Origin of the sequence: Streptomyces sp. NRRL F-6492 (genome assembly GCF_001280125.1) — a bacterium.
In the GTDB taxonomy this organism is placed as follows: Bacteria; Actinomycetota; Actinomycetes; order Streptomycetales; family Streptomycetaceae; genus Streptomyces.
Window position 1 is genome coordinate 1 of sequence record NZ_LGEG01000223.1, and the last position, 21,024, is coordinate 21,024.

At 73.2% G+C, this 21,024-nt stretch carries 19 protein-coding genes and 1 pseudogene; 13 read left to right on the forward strand and 7 right to left on the reverse strand.

The features are described from left to right. Nucleotides 1–1,321 (forward strand): annotated as a pseudogene (locus tag ADL08_RS37265) (tachylectin-related carbohydrate-binding protein); the annotation flags it as partial. A gap of 100 nt (nucleotides 1,322–1,421) precedes the next feature. On the opposite strand, the gene ADL08_RS20605 reads toward ADL08_RS37265, so the two are convergent. Then, entirely contained in the window at nucleotides 1,422–1,619 is a 198-nt protein-coding gene (locus tag ADL08_RS20605) for a helix-turn-helix transcriptional regulator (protein WP_053645101.1), read from the reverse strand. 274 nt (nucleotides 1,620–1,893) lie between these two features. After that, a complete protein-coding gene (locus tag ADL08_RS20610; RefSeq protein WP_063885323.1) occupies nucleotides 1,894–2,853 on the reverse strand; it encodes a sugar phosphate isomerase/epimerase family protein in 960 nt (319 codons plus the stop codon). A gap of 159 nt (nucleotides 2,854–3,012) precedes the next feature. On the opposite strand from ADL08_RS20610, the gene iolC reads away from it, so the two are divergent. The 4 genes from iolC (at nucleotide 3,013) to mmsA (ending at nucleotide 8,327) form a co-directional block, all read left to right on the forward strand. Next, nucleotides 3,013–3,984 carry a 5-dehydro-2-deoxygluconokinase gene (iolC, locus tag ADL08_RS20615; protein ID WP_053645183.1) on the forward strand — a complete coding sequence of 324 codons (972 nt, stop codon included), beginning with the start codon at nucleotides 3,013–3,015 and terminating at the stop codon, nucleotides 3,982–3,984. 11 nt (nucleotides 3,985–3,995) lie between these two features. Continuing rightward, nucleotides 3,996–4,838 carry a 5-deoxy-glucuronate isomerase gene (gene iolB / locus ADL08_RS20620; RefSeq protein WP_053645103.1) on the forward strand — a complete coding sequence of 281 codons (843 nt, stop codon included), beginning with the start codon at nucleotides 3,996–3,998 and terminating at the stop codon, nucleotides 4,836–4,838. Between the two features lie 82 nt (nucleotides 4,839–4,920). Next, complete coding sequence (gene iolD / locus ADL08_RS20625; RefSeq protein ID WP_053645105.1) at nucleotides 4,921–6,801, forward strand: 3D-(3,5/4)-trihydroxycyclohexane-1,2-dione acylhydrolase (decyclizing); 1,881 nt, start codon at nucleotides 4,921–4,923, stop codon at nucleotides 6,799–6,801. 14 nt (nucleotides 6,802–6,815) lie between these two features. Continuing rightward, a complete protein-coding gene (gene mmsA / locus ADL08_RS20630; RefSeq protein ID WP_053645107.1) occupies nucleotides 6,816–8,327 on the forward strand; it encodes a CoA-acylating methylmalonate-semialdehyde dehydrogenase in 1,512 nt (503 codons plus the stop codon). Nucleotides 8,328–8,390: 63 nt separating this feature from the next. Here mmsA and ADL08_RS20635 read toward each other — a convergent pair whose 3' ends face one another. After that, complete coding sequence (locus ADL08_RS20635; protein ID WP_053645109.1) at nucleotides 8,391–9,167, reverse strand: helix-turn-helix domain-containing protein; 777 nt, start codon at nucleotides 9,165–9,167, stop codon at nucleotides 8,391–8,393. Nucleotides 9,168–9,352: 185 nt separating this feature from the next. Here ADL08_RS20635 and ADL08_RS20640 point away from each other — a divergent pair, with 185 nt between their 5' ends. Then, the gene (locus ADL08_RS20640; protein WP_053645110.1) at nucleotides 9,353–9,811 is read left to right on the forward strand and encodes a glycine-rich domain-containing protein; all 459 of its coding nucleotides are present in this window, start codon (nucleotides 9,353–9,355) and stop codon (nucleotides 9,809–9,811) included. A gap of 69 nt (nucleotides 9,812–9,880) precedes the next feature. After that, on the forward strand, nucleotides 9,881–10,576 hold the full coding sequence (locus tag ADL08_RS20645) for a class I SAM-dependent methyltransferase (RefSeq protein ID WP_053645112.1): 696 nt from the start codon (nucleotides 9,881–9,883) through the stop codon (nucleotides 10,574–10,576). Between the two features lie 230 nt (nucleotides 10,577–10,806). On the opposite strand, the gene ADL08_RS20650 is transcribed toward ADL08_RS20645, so the two are convergent. Then, a complete protein-coding gene (locus tag ADL08_RS20650; protein ID WP_063885324.1) occupies nucleotides 10,807–11,673 on the reverse strand; it encodes a DUF397 domain-containing protein in 867 nt (288 codons plus the stop codon). A gap of 289 nt (nucleotides 11,674–11,962) precedes the next feature. Between ADL08_RS20650 and ADL08_RS20655 the strand changes: the two genes are divergently transcribed. Next, on the forward strand, nucleotides 11,963–12,280 hold the full coding sequence (locus ADL08_RS20655; protein ID WP_053645113.1) for a recombinase family protein: 318 nt from the start codon (nucleotides 11,963–11,965) through the stop codon (nucleotides 12,278–12,280). 56 nt (nucleotides 12,281–12,336) lie between these two features. Then, entirely contained in the window at nucleotides 12,337–12,855 is a 519-nt protein-coding gene (locus ADL08_RS20660) for an ATP-binding protein (protein ID WP_234352209.1), read from the forward strand. A 98-nt stretch (nucleotides 12,856–12,953) separates the two neighbouring features. Here the strand turns inward: ADL08_RS20660 and ADL08_RS20665 are convergent, their stop codons facing one another. Together ADL08_RS20665 and ADL08_RS20670 are read right to left on the reverse strand one after the other, a co-directional pair. Continuing rightward, nucleotides 12,954–13,301: a hypothetical protein gene (locus ADL08_RS20665; RefSeq protein WP_053645115.1), complete on the reverse strand. Its 348-nt coding sequence runs from the start codon at nucleotides 13,299–13,301 to the stop codon at nucleotides 12,954–12,956. 72 nt (nucleotides 13,302–13,373) lie between these two features. Further along, complete coding sequence (locus ADL08_RS20670; RefSeq protein ID WP_053645187.1) at nucleotides 13,374–13,802, reverse strand: GNAT family N-acetyltransferase; 429 nt, start codon at nucleotides 13,800–13,802, stop codon at nucleotides 13,374–13,376. Between the two features lie 133 nt (nucleotides 13,803–13,935). Between ADL08_RS20670 and ADL08_RS20675 the strand changes: the two genes are divergently transcribed. Together ADL08_RS20675 and ADL08_RS20680 are read left to right on the forward strand one after the other, a co-directional pair. Continuing rightward, entirely contained in the window at nucleotides 13,936–16,683 is a 2,748-nt protein-coding gene (locus ADL08_RS20675; RefSeq protein WP_053645117.1) for a CocE/NonD family hydrolase, read from the forward strand. Then, the gene (locus ADL08_RS20680; RefSeq protein WP_053645119.1) at nucleotides 16,680–17,570 is read left to right on the forward strand and encodes an ABC transporter permease; all 891 of its coding nucleotides are present in this window, start codon (nucleotides 16,680–16,682) and stop codon (nucleotides 17,568–17,570) included. The genes ADL08_RS20675 and ADL08_RS20680 overlap by 4 nt, the downstream gene beginning before the upstream one ends. A 46-nt stretch (nucleotides 17,571–17,616) precedes the next feature. On the opposite strand, the gene ADL08_RS20685 is transcribed toward ADL08_RS20680, so the two are convergent. After that, the gene (locus tag ADL08_RS20685; RefSeq protein ID WP_053645121.1) at nucleotides 17,617–18,342 is read right to left on the reverse strand and encodes a hypothetical protein; all 726 of its coding nucleotides are present in this window, start codon (nucleotides 18,340–18,342) and stop codon (nucleotides 17,617–17,619) included. Nucleotides 18,343–18,556: 214 nt separating this feature from the next. Between ADL08_RS20685 and ADL08_RS20690 the strand changes: the two genes are divergently transcribed. Next, complete coding sequence (locus tag ADL08_RS20690) at nucleotides 18,557–20,167, forward strand: vWA domain-containing protein (protein ID WP_053645123.1); 1,611 nt, start codon at nucleotides 18,557–18,559, stop codon at nucleotides 20,165–20,167. Nucleotides 20,168–20,352: 185 nt separating this feature from the next. Continuing rightward, a complete protein-coding gene (locus tag ADL08_RS20695) occupies nucleotides 20,353–20,814 on the forward strand; it encodes a DUF1772 domain-containing protein (RefSeq protein WP_053645125.1) in 462 nt (153 codons plus the stop codon). The last annotated feature ends 210 nt before the right edge of the window (nucleotides 20,815–21,024 follow it).

Below are 21,024 nucleotides of genomic sequence, written 5' to 3' on the forward strand. Positions count from 1 at the left end.
GGGGGCCGCGGGGGTGGCCCCCGTGTCCCTCGGAGCGGCGGGGGCCTCCGCCGCCCCGCCCCGGGCGGCCCCGGGGGCCCCCGCCCCGGCGGCCCCCGCCCCGGCCGCCCCGGCCGCCGCGACGGGGACGGTCGTCCAGGAGGGCGGCCGGCTGACGGTCCCGGCGGGCGAGGAGGGCCCGGTCACGCTGCGGCTCAGGGCCACCCTGCCGGACGGGACCACGGGCCCGGTGCGGGCCCGCCTCGCCCTCCCCGTCAAGCAGTTCCCGCCGGCCGGGCCCAACCCGCACCGGCTGGCCGCGGCGCTGGTCTCCACCTGCGCGGTCGACGGCGGGGCGTTCGCGCCCTGCGTCTGGGACGCGCCGTGGCTCGACGGCGAGGACTACCCGTACCCGGTGCGGATCGACCTGCCGGCCACGGAGGCCGCGGCCACCCTCACCTACGCGCTCACCATCGACACCTCCCTGGACCAGGCCTGGGTCGGCTCCCTCGACGCCCCGGTGGAACTGACCGACTCCACCGGCACCGTGGTGGCCCGGGGCACGGCCGGGCTCGACTTCGTCGCCGGCACGCCGGCGCCGAAGTTCCTCGGCACCGTGCACGCCCGCGACAAGGCCGGCGTGCTCTGGCGGTACGAGGGGACCGGCCGCGCCGACAAGCCGCTCAAGCCGCGCAAGAGGATCGGCGGCGGGTGGAACGCCTACACCTCGGTCGTCCCGCTCGGCAACCCCCTGGCGGACGGCACCGGCGACCTCGTGGCCCGGGACGGGTCCGGCGTCCTCTGGCTCTACAGGGGCACCGGTGACCCGAACGCCCCCTTCGCGCCGCGCACCAGGGTCGGCGCCGGGTGGAACGCGTACACCGCCATGGCCGGCCGCTCCAACGGCTCCCTGGTCGCCCGGGACGAGGACGGCGTCCTGTGGAACTACGAACGGACCGTCAACAGCCCGGCCCCCTTCCACCGGCGGGGCAGGGTCGGCGCGGGCTGGAACGTCTACGACATGCTGGTGGGGTACGGCAGGGGGCCGGTGGCCCGGGACAGGTCCGGCGTCCTCTGGAAGTACGACGAGACCGGCGGCGCCGACCCCGAGGGCCACCCCTTCCGGTGGCGCACGAAGGTGGGAGGCGGCTGGAACGTCTACACGGCCGTCGTGGGCACCGTCGACCTCGGCCCGCGCGACTACTACGGCGACGCCGTCGCCCGGGACCGGAGCGGTGGACTCTGGTTCTACCAGGGGGTCCACCGGGGAGGAACCACGGTGCCGGGCCCGGCCCGCACCCGGGTCGGCGGCGGCTGGAACGTCTACGACCTGCTCTTCTGACCCCTTCCCCGGCACCCCGTGGGCCCCGCGCGGCGGGACGCCGGGCCCGGGAGGGAATCCCGGGCCCGGCGCCCCCGCCCCTCGGGCGGCCGACGGGGGATCAGTCGCGGCGGCCCCGGTTGCCGGGGCGGCTCGCGACCCAGGCGCGGATCGTGTCCGCGTACCAGAACGGCTTGCCCGACTCGACGTGGTCGGGCGGCGGGAGCAGTCCGTGCTTCCGATAGGAGCGGACGGTGTCCGGCTGCACCCGGATGTGCGCCGCGATGTCCTTGTACGACCAGAGCCTCTTGTCCGTCATGCCTGGCACCTCCCTGCGCACCGCGCAGCGGCGGCGGGGGTGCCGTTCGGGGGCGCTGCGGGTGGGCGTTGGCGATCACTGAGCCTGTGCCCCCTGCAACGACCTGCTCAGACAGGAGGAGAGCGGCTGTCACGCGCCTGTGACGGGAAACCCGCGTAACGGAGAAAAGCGTGACGAAGGTGGGACGTACGTGACGGAAGTGACGCATCGGGCCACCGGTGTGTCCGCGTGCGCCACCCCGGGCCGGAACGGTATGCGCGCGGTACGGGCCCGGTCACACCCCGCAGGAGCGCAGGAAGCGCCGGGTCCGCAGCGCGATCGGGTACGGGACGTCCGGGTCGCACGGGTACATGTCCTGCTCGACGATCGCGAAGAGGTCCACGTCCAGCGCGCGGGCGGCGGCCAGCACCGGCTCCAGGGCGGGCACCCCGGACGGCGGCTCGCACATCACGCCCCGCGCCACCGCCGGACCGAACGGCGTCCCCTCGGCGACCACCTCCGCCAGGACCGCCGGGTCGACCTGCTTCAGGTGCAGATAGCCGATCCGCTCGCCGTACGTCTCGATCAGCCGGACGCCGTCCCCGCCGGCGTACGCGTAGTGCCCGGTGTCCAGACAGAGCGAGACGGCCTCCGGGTCGGTGGCGTCGAGGAAGCGCGTCACGCTCTCCTCGCCGTCCAGGTGCGTGTCCGCGTGCGGATGGACGACGATCCGCAGCCCGTACCGCTCGCGCACCTCCCGGCCCAGACGCTCCGTCAGCCGGGTCAGGTCCCGCCACTGCCCGGCGGTGAGGACGGGCTCCTCCAGGACCTCGCCCGTCCGGTCGTCCCGCCAGAACGACGGGATGACGACCAGGTGGCCCGCCCCCATCGCCTGCGCGAGGGCCGCGTTCTCGGCGACGTGCGCCCAGGTCCGGTCCCAGACGTCCGGGCCGTGGTGCAGCCCGGTGAAGACCGTCCCCGCCGAGACCCGCAGACCGCGCCGGGCCGTCTCCTCCGCGAGGACCGCCGGATCGGTGGGCAGATAGCCGTACGGGCCGAGCTCGATCCACTCGTACCCCGCGCCCGCCACCTCGTCGAGGAAGCGCTGCCAGGGCACCTGCCGGGGATCGTCGGGGAACCACACCCCCCACGAGTCCGGTGCGGACCCGACCCGGATCCGGGACGGCGACGACGGTGCGGACGGCTGGGGCCGTGCGGACGGCTGGGACGACGGCTGCGGCGACGGCTTCGTCATGACAGCCACCCTGACCGGGGCCGGGAGCACCGTCAAGCGCGCCGGTGGTCCGCATGTCCGGACATGTCGTTGACACCCTCCGGGTAGGGGGTTAGACCTGGGGACGGGGCCGAGGGCGAGAGGTGGCGCGTGGAGACGGAGCCGTACGACCTGATCACCATGGGGCGCCTCGGCGTGGACCTCTACCCGCTCCAGACCGGCGTCGGGCTCGACCGGGTCGAGACCTTCGGCAAGTTCCTCGGCGGCTCCCCGGCCAACGTGGCCGTCGCCGCCGCCCGGCTCGGCCGCCGCACCGCGCTCGTCTCCCGCACCGGCGCCGACCCCTTCGGCGCCTTCCTGCACCGGGAGCTCCGGGGCTTCGGCGTGGACGACCGCTGGGTGACGGAGGCCGCCGCGTACCCCACGCCCGTCACCTTCTGCGAGGTCTTCCCGCCCGACGACTTCCCGCTCTACTTCTACCGGCTGCCCAAGGCCCCCGACCTGGAGATCCACCCGCACGAGCTGGACCTCGACGCGATCCGCGCCGCCCGGGTCTTCTGGGCCACCGGCACCGGCCTGTGCGCCGAGCCGAGCCGCACCGCGACCCTGGAGGCGCTGCGGGCCGGGTCCGGCGCCGGGGGGACCACCGTGTTCGACCTGGACTGGCGGCCGATGTTCTGGCCGGACCCGGCCGGGTCCCGCCCGTACTACGCCGAGGCCCTGCGCCACGCCACCGTCGCCGTCGGCAACCTCGACGAGTGCGAGGTCGCGACGGGGGAGCGGGACCCGGAGGCCGCCGCCCGCGCCCTGCTCGCCTCCGACGGCGGCGCCGTCCGGCTCGCCGTCGTCAAACAGGGCCCGAAGGGCGTCCTCGCGCTCGCCGCCGACGGCACCCGCGCCGAGGTGCCGCCGCTGCCGGTGGAGGTCGTCAACGGCCTGGGCGCGGGCGACGCGTTCGGCGGGGCGCTCGTCCACGGCCTCCTCGCCGGCTGGGACCTCGAACGGACCCTGCGCCACGCCAACGCCGCCGGCGCGATCGTCGCGGGCCGGCTCGCCTGCTCCTCCGCCATGCCGGACCCGGCGGAGATCGCCGAGGCCCTGGCCGGGGGCACGGGCACGATCCGTACGGGAACGCTTCCGGAAAGCGGGTAGGGATGTCAGCCATGAGCCCGAGCCCCGACCGCCCCGCGCCCCGCGGCGCCTCCCTCCACCTCCCCGCCGGGGCCGCCGCCCGGGGTCCGTACGCCGTCGACATCGACCCCGGGCGGGCCGGATGGGCGTACTCCTCGCTCCGCGTCCTCACCCTCGGGCCGGGGGAGACCCACTCCTTCGCGAGCGGGGATTCCGAATGGACCGTGCTTCCCCTCGCCGGTGCCTGTAGCGTGCGCGTCGACGGCGAGATCTTCGAACTCCGGGGCCGCGCGAGCGTGTTCGCCGGAGTGACCGACTTCGCCTACGTACCGCGCGACGCCCACACCCAGATCGCCTCCGGCGCCGGGGGCCGCTTCGCTTTGGCAGGAGCGAAGTGCGAGCGACGACTCCCCGCCCGCTACGGCCCCGCGCCGGAGGTTCCCGTCGAGACCCGGGGCAGCGGCGACCGCGCCCGCGAGGTGCGGAACTTCGCCTCCGCCGACGCCTTCGCCTGCGACCGGCTCATCGCCGTCGAGGTCGTCACGCCCGGCGGCCACTGGTCCTCCTATCCGCCGCACAAGCACGACGAGCACCGCCCCGGCGCCGAATCCGTCCTGGAGGAGATCTACTACTACGAGGTCGAGGGCCCGCACGGCCTCGCCTACCAGCGGATCTCGCCCTCCCGGCCCGGCGGCGCCGACCTGCTCGCCGAGGTCCGCGACGGCGACGCGGTCCTCGTCCCCGACGGCTGGCACGGCCCCTCGATCGCCCAGCCGGGCCACGACCTCTACTACCTGAACGCCATGGCGGGTCCCGGACCCGAACGGGAGTGGAGGATCAGCTTCCACCCGGAGCACGCGGAGGGATACGCATGAGCGCCCGGCCGACCACCGCGGGACGCGGGAAGGCACGCGCGAGCGGCGTCCGGCCGGTCCCGGAGCACCCGGAAGGACACGCATGAGCACCGTCCGGCTCACCACCGCCCAGGCCCTCGTCCGCTTCCTCGCCGCCCAGTACACCGAGCGCGACGGCGAGCGCCGCCGCCTGATCGCCGCCACCTGGGGCATCTTCGGCCACGGGAACGTCGCCGGGATCGGCCAGGCGCTCGTGGAGCAGGCCACGCGACCGGGGGACCCGGGCCCCATGCCCTTCCACCAGGGCCGCAACGAGCAGGCCATGGTGCACGCCGCCGTCGGCTACGCCCGCCAGTCCCGCCGCCTCTCCGCGCACGCCGTCACCACCTCCATCGGCCCCGGCGCCACCAACCTCGTCACCGGCGCCGCCCTCGCCACGATCAACCGCCTCCCCGTCCTGCTCCTCCCCGGCGACACCTTCGCGACCCGTCCCGCCGACCCCGTCCTCCAGCAGCTCCAACTCCCCTGGGCGGGCGACGTCTCCGTCAACGACTGCCTGCGTCCCGTCTCGGTGTACTTCGACCGGATCACCCGCCCCGAGGCCCTGGTCCCGGCCGCCCTCGAAGCCGTACGGACCCTCGCCGACCCCGCCGCGACCGGCGCCGTGACCCTCGCCCTGCCCCAGGACGTGCAGGCGGAGGCGTACGACTGGCCGGAGGAGTTCTTCGCCGAGCGGACCTGGCGGGTCCGCCGCCCCCGCCCCGACGCGGCCGAACTCGACGCGGCCGTACGGGCCGTGCGGTCCGCCGAGCGGCCCCTGGTCGTCGCGGGCGGCGGGGTGCGGCACAGCGGCGCCGAGGACGCCCTGCGGACCTTCGCCGAGCGGGCCGGACTGCCCGTCGCCACCACCCAGGCCGGCAAGGGCGTCCTGCCGTACGACCACCCCTGCGACGTGGGCGGCGTCGGACACACCGGTACGGACACCGCCGCCGCCCTGGCCCGCACCGCCGACCTCGTCATCGGCGTCGGCACCCGGTACACCGACTTCACCACCGCCTCCGGCACCCTCTTCCCCGGGGGAGCCCGCTTCCTCAACCTCAACATCACCGGCTTCGACGCCCACAAGCAGGCCGCGATGCCGCTCGTCGCCGACGCCCGCGAGGGCCTGACCGCCCTCACCGGGGCCCTCGGCGACCACCGGCGGGACACGACGAGGTGGGCCGCCGCCGGACGCGACTGGCAGGAGCGGGTCGACGCCGCCTACGCCGTCCCCGACGAGGACGCCCGCCCCACCCAGACCCAGGTCCTCGGCGCACTCGACACCCTGGTCGACGGGAGCGACATCCTGATCAACGCCGCCGGATCGCTCCCCGGCGACCTCCACGGGCTGTGGCGGCCCCGCTCCGCCGACCAGTACCACGTCGAGTACGGCTACTCCTGCATGGGATACGAGATCCCCGCCGCGATCGGCGTCCTCCTCGCCGCCCCCGGCCGGCCCGTCTGGGCGCTCGTCGGGGACGGGACGTACCTGATGAATCCCACCGAGATCGTCACCGCCGTGCAGGAACGCCTGCCGCTGCGCCTCGTCGTCCTCCAGAACCACGGGTACGCCTCCATCGGCGGCCTCTCGGAGGCCGTCGGCGCCGAGCGGTACGGCACCGACTACCGGTACCGGGACGCGGACGGCGGCTTCACCGGACCGCCCCTCCCCGTCGACCTCGGGGCCAACGCCGCCTCCCTCGGCATGCGGGTGCTGCGCCCCCGCACCGTGCGTGACCTGCGGGAAGCCCTCGGGGAGGCGCGAGCCGCGACGGTTCCCACATGTGTCTACGTCGAGACCGAAACGCCCGACACAGTGTCGGGCCCGCCTCCGGCCCCGGCGTGGTGGGATGTGCCCGTGGCCGAGACCTCGACCCGCCCGTCGGCGGTCAAGGCCCGGGAGGAGTACGACCGGCACGTCACCGCCCGACGCCGCCATCTCTGAAGGAGCATTTCGTCATGACGAACACCGTCAAGACCGTCGACCACTGGATCGGTGGCAAGACCGTCGAGGGCACGTCGGGCGACTGGGGGCCGGTCACCGACCCGGCCACCGGCGCCGTGACCACCCGGGTCGCGCTCGCCTCGGTCGAGGAGGTCGACGCGGCGGTGGCCGCCGCCAAGGCCGCCTTCGCCACCTGGGGCACCTCCTCGCTGGCCCAGCGCACCACGATCCTCTTCAAGTTCCGCGCGCTGCTCGACGCGAACCGCGACGCCATCGCCGAACTGATCGTCGCCGAGCACGGCAAGGTCCACTCGGACGCGCTCGGCGAGGTCGCCCGCGGCCTGGAGATCGTCGACCTGGCCTGCGGCATCACCACCCAGCTCAAGGGCGAGCTCTCCACCCAGGTGTCCAACCGGGTCGACGTGGCGTCCATCCGCCAGCCGGTCGGCGTCGTCGCCGGCATCACGCCCTTCAACTTCCCGGCCATGGTGCCGATGTGGATGTTCCCGATCGCCATCGCGACCGGCAACACGTTCATCCTCAAGCCGAGCGAGAAGGACCCCTCCCCGTCCCTGAAGATCGCCGAGCTGCTCGCCGAGGCCGGCCTGCCGGACGGCGTCTTCAACGTCCTGCACGGCGACAAGGTGGCCGTGGACCGGCTCCTGGAGCACCCGGACGTCTCGGCGATCTCCTTCGTCGGCTCCACCCCGATCGCCCGGTACATCCACACCACCGCCTCCGCCAACGGCAAGCGCGTCCAGGCGCTCGGCGGCGCCAAGAACCACATGCTGGTCCTCCCGGACGCCGACCTCGACGCGGCGGCCGACGCGGCCGTCTCGGCGGCGTACGGCTCCGCCGGCGAGCGCTGCATGGCGATCTCGGCGGTCGTCGCGGTCGGCTCGATCGCCGACGAGCTGGTGGACAAGATCCGCGAGCGCGCCGAGAAGATCAAGATCGGCCCCGGCGCCGACCCCACCTCCGAGATGGGCCCGCTCATCACGGCCGTCCACCGCGACAAGGTCGCCTCCTACGTCCACGGCGCGGCGGACGAGGGCTGCGAGGTCGTCCTCGACGGCACCGGCTACACCGTCGAGGGCCACGAGGACGGCCACTGGATCGGCCTCTCCCTCCTCGACCGCGTCCCCACCACGGCCAAGGCCTACCGGGACGAGATCTTCGGCCCGGTCCTGTGCGTGCTGCGCACCGAGACGTACGAGGAGGGCCTCGCCCTCATCAACGCCTCGCCGTTCGGCAACGGCACCGCGATCTTCACCCGCGACGGCGGCGCGGCCCGCCGCTTCCAGCTGGAGGTCGAGGCCGGCATGGTCGGCGTCAACGTCCCGATCCCGGTGCCGGTGGGCTACCACTCCTTCGGCGGCTGGAAGGACTCGCTCTTCGGCGACCACCACGTCTACGGCAACGACGGCGTGCACTTCTACACCCGCGGCAAGGTCGTCACCACCCGCTGGCCCGACCCCTCCGACGCCCCGGCCGGCGTCGACCTCGGTTTCCCGCGCAACCACTGACGCGGACGGACGCCCCGGACATCGGACCCCCGGCCCCTTTCCACCGGCCGGGGGTCCCCGCCGTCACTCCGGGGCCCGCCCGTACCGCTCCAAGGCCGCCTTGCTCGTGGACCGGTCCACCAGCCGCAGCTCCCAGGGCCCGGTGTTCACGTCGAAGTCCTTCCCGAAGCCGACCCACTTCCCGGCCATGCGCCGACCGGTCGGCTCGACCAGAAGCTGTACGGCCCCGTGGTACCGGGCGCCGTTGTAGTAGCCGTCAGTGGCCGTCTGCTCGACCCACGTCCCGGTGACCACGTTCCGGTCGACGGTGAGATCCAGGGTCAGCGGGCTGTCCGGGTTGGTGCTCGCCCCCGGGAGGGACTGCGCGGTCAGCCGGTTCCCGTGCTGAACGACCACAACGTAGTGCTTGGCCTCGTACGTTTCCGAGCGGCTGGACGAATAGAACTCGTACCGGCTGAGCCAGACACCCGAGAACGTCTCCTCGGTGGCCTGAGCAGCCGCCTGAGCGCCCACGACGACGGAAGCCCCTGTCCCCGCCGTATCCATGTCGTACCCTCCCGTCCCGTCTGCGCGCACCCGTGCCATCGGCACCGGCAGCGTGAACCCGAGGGCCTCGACCGGACGGCCCGTGACCCGCTCCAACGCCCGCGCGTACACGCCCCTGGGTGTCCTGCTCGTACCCGACTCCCAGCGCTGCACCAGACGCTTCGACGCCTCGTTCGGCTCCCCTGACTCCTGCCCGGCCCGGCGCAGGGCCTTGGCGAAGTCGTCTTGGCTCAGGCGCAGGCCGATACGCACGGCTCGCAGTACATCGTTCGGCACCACGGTGGATGTCGTCATGAGGTCAAAGCTAGACCGAACTCTTGTCCAATGACACCCGATTGACGCCCTCGGAGGCGTCATCGACGCCCTGGTAAGTGACGTCCACGCGACGCCCGAAGCGTCGTCGCTCCGACTGCTCGTCGACGGGAACATCGACCCGTCAAGTGCCCCTGACGATCCGCAACGACAAGGAAGGCACAACAGTGACGATCACCCGGCACGACACCATCGGAGTCCTGAACCTGATCAGCCCGGCCCTCCGGGCCGACCTCGTCACCATGGTCCGCGAGGACTACTGGCCGGAGGTCACCGAGGAGCAGGGCAACCGGGGCGTGGACCAACTCGCGGCGTTCCTCGCCGTCGCCGCGACCACCACGGAGAAGGTGACCCCCAGCCTCCGCGTGGACCTGTTCTGGCACGCGTTCGTCCTGCACACCAAGTCGTACGCCGACTTCTGCGCCGCGCTCGGCGGCGGGTTCGTCCACCACGTCCCGGACCGCGGCAGCGGCCGTGACCCCGAAGAGGGCCGGGCCGCGATGCGCCGGACCGCCGACCTGATCCGCGAGGCCGGACACCGGACCGACCCCGAGTTCTGGCCCCTCGACGGCGCGGCGGACTGCACCCAGTCCTACGCCGGGTGCTCCGACAGCCCTGTCAGCTAGCCGGGCCCACCGCGACAGCCGCCCGGTATCGTGCCGGGCGGCTGTCGCCATGACCGAGAACGGACACCGATGACCGACACTCGCAGTGCCGCGTGGGACACGTACGCGCGGAGCAAGCCCCAGCGAAGGCGGACCAACGCCAAAGGCGAGACCACCTGGTTCAACTGGACCCAGTACGCCGATCACGGCCCCGGCGCCGACGTGCTGGCACTCGACCCGGGTGACACCGCGCTCGACCTCGGGTGCGGATCGGGCGGGAACCTCGCCCACCTCGCCACGCTCGGTATCAAGGCCGTCGGCGTGGACATCTCCGCGAAGCAGCTCGGCAAGGCCCGGGAGCGGTGGCCGGACGTGGCCGGTATGGAACTGCACCAAGGGGATGCCCTGGCCTATCTCGGCGAGACCTCCACCCTCTTCGACGCCGTGTTCAGCGTGTTCGGCGTCGCATGGTTCACCGACCCCGGCGTACTGCTGCCGATCGTTCACGCGAACCTCAGGCCGGGCGGCGTGTTCGCCTTCTCCCAAAGGCCCCCGGTGGAAGGCTGCTACGGCTGTCAGGCCTCGTACATCCCGCGTGGCGCGGACGAGGACCCCGCGATCGTGAAGCGGTGGGACTACGCGCCCGAGACCTGGTGCTCGCTCCTCAAGGACCACGGGTTCTCCGATGCCACGGCCACCGTCCTTCCAGCCTCCGGACGAGACAGGCGCACCACGGGCACGCTCCTGGTGCGCGCCGTACGGGGAGGCCGGACCCGGCTGTTCTGAGTCGGGAACGGTTTTGGGTTCCGATGGGCGTTCGGCAACCCCTCACGTGGGTCCACATCACGGCCGAGTACGACCTGACGGACGAGGGGAGGCCCACCGGCTCCTTGAGGCCGGCCGGAACACGGGGAAGACCGTACTGAGGGTGGGATGACGAGGCAGGCGTCCACGGCGAGAAGCGCCCGACCGGGGCGACCGGTCGGGCGCTTCCTGATGCCGCGTGCGGGGTCGTGCTACGGCCGCGTGAACTCGCCGTCCACCACACCGCCCTCGAACGCGGCCCACTCGCCGGGGGTGAAGACGAGGGCGGAGCCGGTGCCCTTGTCCTTGCTGTCACGCATGGCCACGCGACCGTCGCCGAGGAACGCGACCTCGACACACTCGGCCTGGCCGTTGCTACGGCTGCTCTTGCGCCACACCGCGCCCGTCAGGTCGGAACTCTTCACTTTCCACAGCTCCCTTGTTGCTTTGTGCAGAAGGCTCTGTGTGTCCTCGTGGTTCAAGGCAGAGCTCCAGATCGCCGTGAACACGCTGTCGTAGCGATCGATCTCGTGGGGCTTGTCGAGGTACAGAGCCCCGGTGAAGCCTTCCACGTAGACCGTGGGTGGCTCCGTGTCCCGGCCGTCGGCCGTGGTCGGGAAGCGCATTTTGACGAACGGGCCGGACATGATGCCCGCGTGCAGGCCGGCGCTGAACGGCACGACGCGGACAGCCACGTTGTCCAACTCGTTCAGCTCGACCAGGCGCCGCAACTGATCGCTCATCACCTCGGTGCCTCCTACAGGGCGACGGAGAACGGCCTCATTGAGGGCGACTTCCACCGTGGGCGCCGCCGTCACCCTGGTCACGAGCGCTTGCCGCGCGATGCGCACTTCTACGCGCCGCGCAATCTCCTCGTCAGGTACGCCGGGGTTGTCCTCGCGGACCAGTGTCTCGGCATAGGCCCGCGTCTGAAGCAACCCGGGCACCAATTCGGATGAGTACCAGGACAGACGTTCGGCGGCCTCCTCCAACCCGATGCAAAGGTCGAAGCCCTCAGGGATCACATCGCCATAAGCGTGCCACCAACCCCGGCTCTTGGTCTCCTTCGCCAGGCCCATCAGACCCTTGGCCAGCTCATGTCCGCGCCGCACACCTTGCACATCGCCTCGACGTCGAGGCTGCGAAGCGACACCTGGCCGGTCTCGATGCGCCAGATCTTGGGTTCCGGAATGCAGTCGCCAGGGATTCCGAATCGCGATGTCGCATAAAGGTTCGGATCCTTTGAATCGAATACTCGACAATGTAGTCCTGCAGAAAAGAGTCCTACGGTGCTTCACTCGGTAACCCCACAGGACCACTGCGAACACGCCGTGTGATCGCAGGCGTGGCGAGGGAGCGTCCAGTGCGATGAAACCGCTGATCTTCGGTTACGTGCGGGTGCCTGACGACATGAGCGACGACGAGGCGAAACAGAAGCAGGACGACCTGAACGCCTACGCCGAAGCCAACGGCTTCCAACTGGCGACCGTGTTCCACGAGTACGTATCAGGGGTCCGGTCGGCGTTCACGGAACTGGTCGAGGCGGTCGAGCGCGCCGGGGCGAAGCACGTGGTCGTGCCGTCCTACCGGGCGCCGGCGCTCAGCAGGTCGCTCCAGGACGCCATGCTGGTTCATCTGTCCTGCGCCACCGGCGCGGAGGTCGTCAGCCTGGACGAGTGCTCGTGAGGGGCGGGAAGCCGCCGTACCGGCCGCAGAGCGTCCGCTTCTCCGACCAGCTGTCCTTGGCCGCCGTACGTTCGGCCGTCTCCGTGTCGCGCCACTTCCTGCGGCTCGCCCTGTCCAAGTGGCAGGCCGTGCTCATCGAGGACGACGTCCTTCTCATCACCTCGGAACTGGTGACCAATGCCGTCACCGCCACGGGGGTGCTGACGGGGCATCCGACGTGGGGCGAGCTGGAGGGGATCGGTTTCGTCCACGTGCGCCTGGTCGGCCTCCGGGACAGCTTCGTCATCGAGGTGGAGGACGTGTCGGACGGCCTGCCCGTACCCGCGCAGGCCGACGAAGAGGCCGAGAACGGGCGCGGTCTGCTGCTCGTACAGCAGTTCGCGGATCGCTGGGGCTCCTACCGCACGGAAGGCGGCAAGGCGGTGTGGGCCGAGCTTGCGGTTCGTTCCCCGCAGCCGACACCGACGCCGCTGCCACGACGGCAGAAGGCGCTACGGTCCGGCGCCGGACCGATGGCGGGCCCGGACGCCGGGCTCTTGCGCCGTGTGCTCACGGGACTCGAAGCGGGCTTATGAAAGCGACCGCCGACGCCGCCCCGGTCGGTCCGGGCGGCGTCGTTGCCGTGACGGTCGACATCCGTTCGCGGGCGGGTCGCAGCCGAAGAGCACGCGGTTCACGAACGGAGGCGTTCTTCCTGCGGGTCGAAGCAGACGAGTCCGTGTTCGCGAGCCAGCCCGACGGCGTACTCGGACACCTCCTCGGCCTTGCCGAAGGACATGAGCAGGTACACGATCGGGCCCGACGCCTCTTCGGTGACCGGTGGCGACGCCCACACGACACCGTGGTCGTCATCCGGGTAGCGCGCGACGAGGGCTTCCACATAGGCCGTGACGCGCGGTGTCGGAGGCACGACGACGTCGTCCGACTCCAGGTAGCGCTCGTAGAGCTCGTCGTAGGTCGATCCCGCTCGGCGGTCGTCACGCGGACGGTCACCGCTCCACACGGCAAGGTCGTAACCCATGGGCGCATCGTCGCAGGCAGCGGCGCGGACCGGGTCGCCCGGACGCCACTCTCGCCGTTCGGCTCCCCGTTCCTACTCCCCGCCCTCCCCGCCCAGCTCCCAGCCCAGCATCGCGAACACCCCCTCGTCCGCCGCCCCCGTCGTGCGGTAGGTCGCCAGGGCGGGGGCGTTGTCCGTGTCCACGCCCACCCAGGCGCCGTGGCAGCCGCGCTCCCGGGCCGCCGTGAGGAGGGCCTCCGTCAGGGTCCGGCCCGTGCCGCGCCGCCGGTGCGCCTCGTCCACCGACAGTTCGTAGAGGCACATCTCCGTCCCCTTGTCCGGGTGGATCATCTCGACGCCGGACACGAAGCCGGCCGGGAAGCCGTCCTCCGTGTAGGCGATCAGCATCAGGTGCCCCGGCGCCGCCAGGAAGCGGGCCGCCCACTCCTCCCGCGCCGGGCCGTCGTAGAGGTGCTCCGCCGCGAGCAGCTCGGCCACCGTCGTCGCCCGCCGGATCTCGATCACGTCTCTCCTCCGTACGCCCGCCGTACCGCGCCCGCGGTACGCGGACCGTACTCCGTACGACCCCAGGAGGTGCGGGACCTCCGTCTCCGGGGCGCCGCGGTCCACAGGGGCGCCGCTTAGGCTCGGGACCATGCGACTCCGACTTCCCCGGTGGGCCGCGGTCACCGCCGCGCTCACCGTCCTCGCGGGTGCCGGCACCTGGACCGCCGTCGCCTCGGACGATCCACCGCCCGTGCACCGCGCGGACCGGACGCTCGACGTCGACGGCGTACGGCTCGACACCTCGTACTTCACCGGCGACGGCGACGGGCGCAGGCCCGCCGTCCTGCTCGGGCACGGCTTCGGCGGCTCCAAGGACGACGTCCGCGCCCAGGCCGAGGGCCTGGCCCGCGAGGGCTACGCCGTCCTCACCTGGTCCGCCCGCGGCTTCGGCGCCTCCACCGGGGAGATCGGCCTCAACGACCCCGACCACGAGGTCAAGGACGTCAGCGGGCTCATCGACTGGCTCGCGGACCGGCCCGAGGTCCTCCTCGACAAGGCGGGCGACCCGCGCGTCGGCGTCAGCGGCGCCTCCTACGGCGGCGCGATCTCCCTGCTCGCCGCCGGGCACGACCCGCGCGTCGACGCGATCGCCCCCCGGATCACGTACTGGAACCTCGCCGACGCCCTCTTCCCCGACGGCGTCTTCAAGAAGCTCTGGGCCGGGATCTTCTTCTCCGCGGGGAACGGCGCGGGCGCCGGGAGCAGGCCGGGCGCGGGAGACGGACCCGTCGGCGGTGAGACCCCCGCCGTCGGCGGAGCCGCGGCCGCCGCGGCCCCCGGCAAGGCCCCCGCCTGCGGCCGGTTCACCGCCGAGCTCTGCTCGCTCTACCAGCGCGTCGCCGTCTCCGGGAAGCCCGACGCCGCCGCCCGCGCGCTGCTCGAAGCACGCAGCCCCTCCGCCGTCGGCAGCGGGATCAAGGTGCCCGCGCTCCTCGTGCAGGGCCAGTCCGACTCGCTCTTCACCCTGGCCCAGTCCGACGCCATGGCCCGCACCCTCGCCGCCAACGGCGCCCCCGTCGCCGTCGACTGGACCGCCGGCGGCCACGACGGCGGCGACCAGGAGACCGAGCGCGTCGAACGGCGCGTCGGCGCCTGGTTCGACCGCTGGCTGAAGCGGGACGCCTCCGTCGACACCGGCCCCGCCTTCCGCGTCAGCCGCACCGGCGGCGTCGACTCCACCAACGGCCGGGCCACCACCCGCGCCGCGACCGCCGACCGCTACCCGGGCCTCGCCGCCGGGACCACGGACGTCCCCCTCGCCGGCGCGCCGAGGACCTTCGCCAACCCGCCGGGCGGCGCGCCGCCCGCCGTCTCGGCCGTCCCCGGCCTCGGCGGCGGCCTCTCCGGCCTCTCCTCCCTCGGCGTCGGCCTCTCCCTCGACTTCCCCGGCCAGCACGCCCGCTTCGACGCGAAGCCGCAGGCCGAGACGCTCCGGATCACCGGCGCGCCGACCGTCCGCGTCAAGGTCACCTCGACCGCCGCCGACGGCTCCGCCGTCCTCTTCGCCAAGGTGTACGACGTCGGCCCCGACGGCGGGCAGCAGGTGCTGCCCGCCCAGCTCGTCGCCCCCGTCCGCGTCGAGGACGCCCGGTCGGGCCGCGACGTCACCCTGACGCTGCCCGCGATCGACCACGAGGTGGTGGCCGGGCACCGGCTGCGGCTCGTCGTCGCCGCCACCGACCTCGGCTACGCCTCCCCGGCCGCCCCCGCCGCCTACACCGTCGCCGTCGAGGGGCCCCTGACCGTCCCCACCGCGCCCGGCCTCACCACCCAGGCCGCCGCCCTGCCCCGGTGGGTGTGGGGCCTGCCGCTGATCGGCCTGGCCGTCGCCGCCGTCCTGCTGCTCACGGCCCGCCGCAGGACCGCGGCCCCCGCCCCCGACCCGGAACTCGTCTCCGTACCGCTCCTGATCACCGGCCTGTCCAAGAAGTACAAGGGCGGCGAGCGCTACAGCGTGAAGGACCTCTCCTTCCGGGTCGAGCAGGGGCAGGTCCTCGGGCTCCTCGGGCCCAACGGCGCCGGCAAGACCACCACCCTGCGCATGCTGATGGGCCTCATCGCCCCCGACGAGGGCGAGATCCGGGTCTTCGGCCAGGCGATCCGGCCCGGCGCCCCGGTCCTCTCCCGCGTCGGCGCCTTCGTCGAGGGCGCCGGCTTCCTGCCGCACCTGTCGGGCCGGGAGAACCTCGACCTGTACTGGAGGGCCACCGGCCGCCCCGCCGAGGACGCCCACGTCGACGAGGCCCTGCGGATCGCGAACCTGGGCGGCGCCCTGGAACGCGCCGTGCGCACCTACTCGCAGGGCATGCGCCAGCGCCTCGCCCTCGCCCAGGCCATGCTCGGCCTGCCGGACCTGCTGATCCTGGACGAGCCGACCAACGGACTCGACCCGCCGCAGATCCGCGAGATGCGGGAGGTGATGATCCGGTACGCGGCCGGGGGCCGCACCGTCATCGTCTCCAGCCACCTCCTGGCGGAGGTCGAGCAGTCCTGCACCCACCTCGTCGTCATGGACCGGGGGCAGCTGGTGCAGGCCGGGCCGGTCGCGGAGATCACCGGCTCCGGCGACACCCTCCTCGTCACCCTCGCCGAACGCACCCCCGACGGCGCGCCCCTGCCCGTCCTCCCGGACGCCCTCGTCGAGAAGATCGGCGCCCTGCCGGGCGTCGGCTCGGCCGCCCGCACCGACGCCGGACTCCTGGTCCGGCTCGACGGCGCCGACGCGACCGCCCTCATCGCCGAGCTCGTCCGCCTGGACGTGCCGCTGACCGGGGTCGGACCGCACCGGCGCCTGGAGGACGCGTTCCTGACCCTGATCGGAGGAGGAGCCGCATGAGCAGCACCGTCCCCACCACCCCGCCGCCCGAGGGCCCCGCCGCCGAGTCCGCCCCCGGCTACCGGCCCGGCCGCACCCTGCCCCTGCGCGTCGAGGCCCTGCGCCAGTGGAAGCGGCGCCGCACCCTGGTGATGGGCGCCGTCCTGGCCGCCCTGCCGTTCGTCCTGATCGCGGCCTTCGCGATCGGCGGCGCCGGGGACGGCGACCGCGACGGCCGCGTCACCCTCCTCGACACGGCGACGACCTCGGGCGCCAACTTCGCGGCCACCTGCCTCTTCGTCTCGGCCGGCTTCCTCCTCGTCATTCCCGTGGCGCTGTTCTGCGGGGACACGGTCGCCTCCGAGGCCGGCTGGTCCTCGCTGCGCTACCTGCTCGCCGCGCCCGTGCCCCGGTCCCGGCTCCTCGCCTCCAAGCTGGTGGTCGCGCTCGGCTACAGCGCGGCCGCGATGGTCCTCCTCCCGCTGGTGGCCCTGGCGGCCGGCACGGTCGCCTACGGCTGGGGCCCGCTCCAGCTGCCGACCGGCGGCTCGGTGCCGGCCGGGGACGCCCTGTTCAGGATCGCGATCGCCGTCGCCTTCGTCTTCGCCTCCCAACTGGTCACCGCCGGTCTCGCCTTCTGGCTGTCCACCCGCACCGACGCCCCGCTCGGCGCGGTGGGCGGCGCCGTCGGCCTGACCATCGTCGGCAACGTCCTGGACGCCGTCACCGCGCTCGGCGACTGGCGCGACTTCCTGCCCGCGCACTGGCAGTTCGCCTGGGTCGACGCGCTCCAGCCCCAGCTGGAGTGGGGCGGCATGGTGAAGGGCACGGCGATCTCCCTGACGTACGCCCTGGTCCTCTTCGCCCTCGCCTTCCGGGGCTTCGCCCGCAAGGACATCGTGTCCTAGCAGCCGGGCCCGAGGGCGACATGTGTCCGAGGGTTTCGAGGAGCCGTCACAACCACCCCCTTCGAGCCGCTTCCGCGCCCGCGCGGAAGCGGCTCGTCGTGCCGAGGGCCGCCATCAGCTCGCCGACCCGGCGGCTGTAGGTCCGCGCGGACATGCCGAGCCGGGCCGCCGCCGTCTCGTCCGTGAGCCCCGCGAGGAGGGCGTCGAGCACCGGGCGCAGCTGGGGCGGCAGCTCGTCCGGCGGCGGCGACGGGGCCGGCACCGTGTACACCACCGGGTCCTCGGCCATCGCCCAGCAGACGTGATGGGCCCGGACGAGGGCCTGCACCACCACCGGGTCGCGGATCAGCAGCAGCCCGTTGTAGAACAGCTCCAGATCGAGCGGGACCGCCGCCACCGTCCGGTCCACGAGGATCATCTTGAACGGGATCGCCTCCACCAGCCGGGCCCGGCCGGGGATCCGGAGCCCGTCCCCGATCCGGGCCAGCGCGTGTCGCGGGACGATCCGCCGCACCTCGTCGGCCCGCTCCGCCGCGGCCCGCATGCACGCTCCCGCCAGCTCCAGGAACGGCTCGGGGATCGCGTAGTCCGCGGACGCGACCGGGTCGTCGAAGGTCAGCAACTCGTGCCGGGTGGAGGCGGCCAGCCCGGCGAGCGCGGCACTGATGCGCCGCGCTCCCCGGACCGGACGCCCCGCGGGCCGCTGTCCCTCGGTCGCGGCCCGGTTCATCGCCGAACGGGCGAGCATCACGGAGCCCGCGCTCTCTGCCACCGCTGACCACCCCCGCCGATCGATGTCCACTCCATGTACGCATGTGACTGCACACGGTGACAACCCCTGTTGAGAAGGATGGCGAATCCATGCCACCGGGGTTCACCCGTGTCGCCGTTGCCGCATCGAGATCCATCCGCAACCCCTTCGACTGCTCTTTTCGGAGCCTCCGTTCGTCACATTCACAAGTGCCTTACGAAGAGGGGGAGATGGAATGGAACGAAACGAGACGAGAGGGACCCGGCCCCGCCGGTCCCGGGTCCCGGCCGTGATCGCGGGGTTGCTCGCCGCCGGAATCGTCCTCACGGGCTGCGGCGCGTCCGGCGACGGGAGCAGTGCCGACCGGAGCGCGAAGGGGGACGGCCGCACCGCCCCCGCCCCTCCCGACGGCGGACGCACCGGGACGGGCGCCCCCGAGGAGGGCGAGCGGCGGTCCCCGTCGCCCGCGCCCGACTACCTGTCCACCTTCGCCCTGGACGTCGACACCGCCTCGTACGGCTACGCCCGCCGCGCCCTCGCCGAGGGGCGGCTGCCCGATCCGGCGACCGTGCGCCCCGAGGAGTTCGTCAACAGCTTCCGCCCGAACTACCGGCGCCCGGCGGACAACGGCTTCAGCGTCACCCTCGACGGCGCCCGCACCGGGCGGGACGGCTGGTCCCTGGTCAGGGTCGGGCTCGCCACCCGGGGCGCGGACCGGAGCGGCGAACGCCCGCCCGCCGCGCTCACCTTCGTCGTCGACGTCTCCGGCTCCATGGACGAGCCGGGGCGCCTCGACCTCGTCAAGGAGTCCCTCGGACTGCTCGTGGACCAGCTCCGCGACGACGACTCGATCGCCCTCGTCACCTTCAGCTCCGAGGCCGAGACCCGGCTGCCCATGACCCGTGTCGGGGAGGCCAGGGGCCGGATCCGCGAGGTGGTGGCCTCCCTCGCGACCAGCGCGTCCACCAACGTGGAGGCCGGTGTCCGCACCGGCTACGACACCGCCGTCGCCGGCCACCGCGAGGGCGCCACCAACCGGGTCGTCCTGCTCTCCGACGCCCTCGCCAACACCGGTTCCACCGAGGCGGAGACGATCCTCGCCCGCATCGGCGAGGAGCGCGGGGAGTACGGGATCACCCTCTTCGGCGTCGGGGTCGGCAGCGAGTTCGGCGACGCGTTCATGGAGAAGCTCGCCGACAGGGGGGACGGCCAGACGACGTACGTCTCCACCACGGCGCAGGCCCGCAAGGTCTTCGTCGACCAGCTGCCCGCCCACGTCGAACTGCGCGCCCGCGACGCCAAGGCGCAGGTCGCCTTCGACCGGCGGACCGTCGAGAAGTTCCGGCTGATCGGCTACGAGAACAGGGAGGTCGCCGACGAGGACTTCCGGAACGACCGGGTGGACGGCGGCGAGATCGGGGCCGGCCACACGGTCACCGCGCTCTACGCGGTGCGGACCAGGCCCGGGGCGACCGGGACCGTCGCCACCGCCACCGTCCGCTGGCTCGACCCCGCCACCCGCGCCCCGCGCGAGCGCTCCGGCACCGTCGCGACCGGCGCGCTGACCGCCGACATCTGGGGCGGCGGCCACGACAGCCTGCAACTGACCGCGATCGCCGCCTACTTCGCGGACACCCTGCGCGGCGGCGCGCTGCCGGGAGCGCCGGCGCTCGGAACGCTCGCGGGGCACGCCGACGCGATCGCCGGGCGGTCCGGCTCGGCGGTGGTGCGGGAACTCGCCGAGTCGGTACGGCGGGCGGAGACCCTGCGCGGCCCGGCGGAGGAACCTTCGGAGCCGGGCGGGCCGGGGGAGGGGGAGCTGCGGTCGGGCGACCCGTACAGCTGACGGGCGATCCGCACGGCTGACGGGCGACCCGTACAGCTGACGGGCGATCGGCGCACACGACCGGACGCGTCGTCACCATCCGGCGCGCACGACCGGACGCGCCGTCGCGCGCCCCCACCCGTCTGACGCGTACATCGGTCACCTACACCTGACGCCCGGGGCGGGCAGCGGGACAGAATGGCCGCATGGCCACCCTGCTGCTCGCCCTCGCCGTCGTCTGCACCGGCCTCTACGCCGGTTTCATGCTGGTCTTCCTCACCGGGATCATGCCCGCGCTCGCCCGGCTGACGGACGCCGGATTCGTCACGGCGATGCGCCGGATCAACGAGTACGTGCCGAGGGCCGTGTTCCTCACCGTCTTCCTCGGCGTCATCGTCTTCCCCGCCGCCGCGTTCCTCGTCCCCGCCGCCGGGCGCACGGACGCGCAGAAGTGGCTCGTCCTCGCGGGACTCGTGTGCGCGGCCCTCAACCACGCGGTCACCCTCGGCGGCAACATCCCCCTCAACAACGCCCTGGCGAGCGACCCCGAGGGGGATCCGGCGGCGGTCCGGGCCGCCTTCGAGAAGCGGTGGAACGGCTTCCACCGCGTCCGTACGGTCCTGATCACCGTCTCCTTCGGCCTGCTCACCGCCGCCGCGGTGCTCTGAGGCCCGCCCCGCGTCCGGTCCGCGCCCGTCCGGCACCCGTCCCGCGTCCGTCCCGCGTCCGTCCCGCGTCCGGCCCGGAACCGTACCGGGCCGTCTGTTTGTGGCGCGAAGTCGCGGGTCGGAGCCCCTCCGCACTCCGCGAAGGACCCCCGAAAGCGTACCTCCGAGTCCGGAAACAGTCTTTCGCCATGGGTGCGTTATCAGCCAGTG

What these genes read in the sequence shown, in the direction of transcription:
- ADL08_RS20605 (WP_053645101.1), bottom strand. Translation starts at nt 1,619, where the DNA reads ATGACGGACAAGAGGCTCTGGTCGTACAAGGACATCGCGGCGCACATC.
- ADL08_RS20610 (WP_063885323.1), bottom strand. Translation starts at nt 2,853, where the DNA reads ATGACGAAGCCGTCGCCGCAGCCGTCGTCCCAGCCGTCCGCACGGCCC.
- iolC (WP_053645183.1), top strand. Translation starts at nt 3,013, where the DNA reads ATGGGGCGCCTCGGCGTGGACCTCTACCCGCTCCAGACCGGCGTCGGG.
- iolB (WP_053645103.1), top strand. Translation starts at nt 3,996, where the DNA reads ATGAGCCCGAGCCCCGACCGCCCCGCGCCCCGCGGCGCCTCCCTCCAC.
- iolD (WP_053645105.1), top strand. Translation starts at nt 4,921, where the DNA reads ATGAGCACCGTCCGGCTCACCACCGCCCAGGCCCTCGTCCGCTTCCTC.
- mmsA (WP_053645107.1), top strand. Translation starts at nt 6,816, where the DNA reads ATGACGAACACCGTCAAGACCGTCGACCACTGGATCGGTGGCAAGACC.
- ADL08_RS20635 (WP_053645109.1), bottom strand. Translation starts at nt 9,167, where the DNA reads ATGACGACATCCACCGTGGTGCCGAACGATGTACTGCGAGCCGTGCGT.
- ADL08_RS20645 (WP_053645112.1), top strand. Translation starts at nt 9,881, where the DNA reads ATGACCGACACTCGCAGTGCCGCGTGGGACACGTACGCGCGGAGCAAG.
- ADL08_RS20650 (WP_063885324.1), bottom strand. Translation starts at nt 11,673, where the DNA reads ATGGGCCTGGCGAAGGAGACCAAGAGCCGGGGTTGGTGGCACGCTTAT.
- ADL08_RS20655 (WP_053645113.1), top strand. Translation starts at nt 11,963, where the DNA reads ATGAAACCGCTGATCTTCGGTTACGTGCGGGTGCCTGACGACATGAGC.
- ADL08_RS20665 (WP_053645115.1), bottom strand. Translation starts at nt 13,301, where the DNA reads ATGGGTTACGACCTTGCCGTGTGGAGCGGTGACCGTCCGCGTGACGAC.
- ADL08_RS20675 (WP_053645117.1), top strand. Translation starts at nt 13,936, where the DNA reads ATGCGACTCCGACTTCCCCGGTGGGCCGCGGTCACCGCCGCGCTCACC.
- ADL08_RS20680 (WP_053645119.1), top strand. Translation starts at nt 16,680, where the DNA reads ATGAGCAGCACCGTCCCCACCACCCCGCCGCCCGAGGGCCCCGCCGCC.
- ADL08_RS20690 (WP_053645123.1), top strand. Translation starts at nt 18,557, where the DNA reads ATGGAACGAAACGAGACGAGAGGGACCCGGCCCCGCCGGTCCCGGGTC.
- ADL08_RS20695 (WP_053645125.1), top strand. Translation starts at nt 20,353, where the DNA reads ATGGCCACCCTGCTGCTCGCCCTCGCCGTCGTCTGCACCGGCCTCTAC.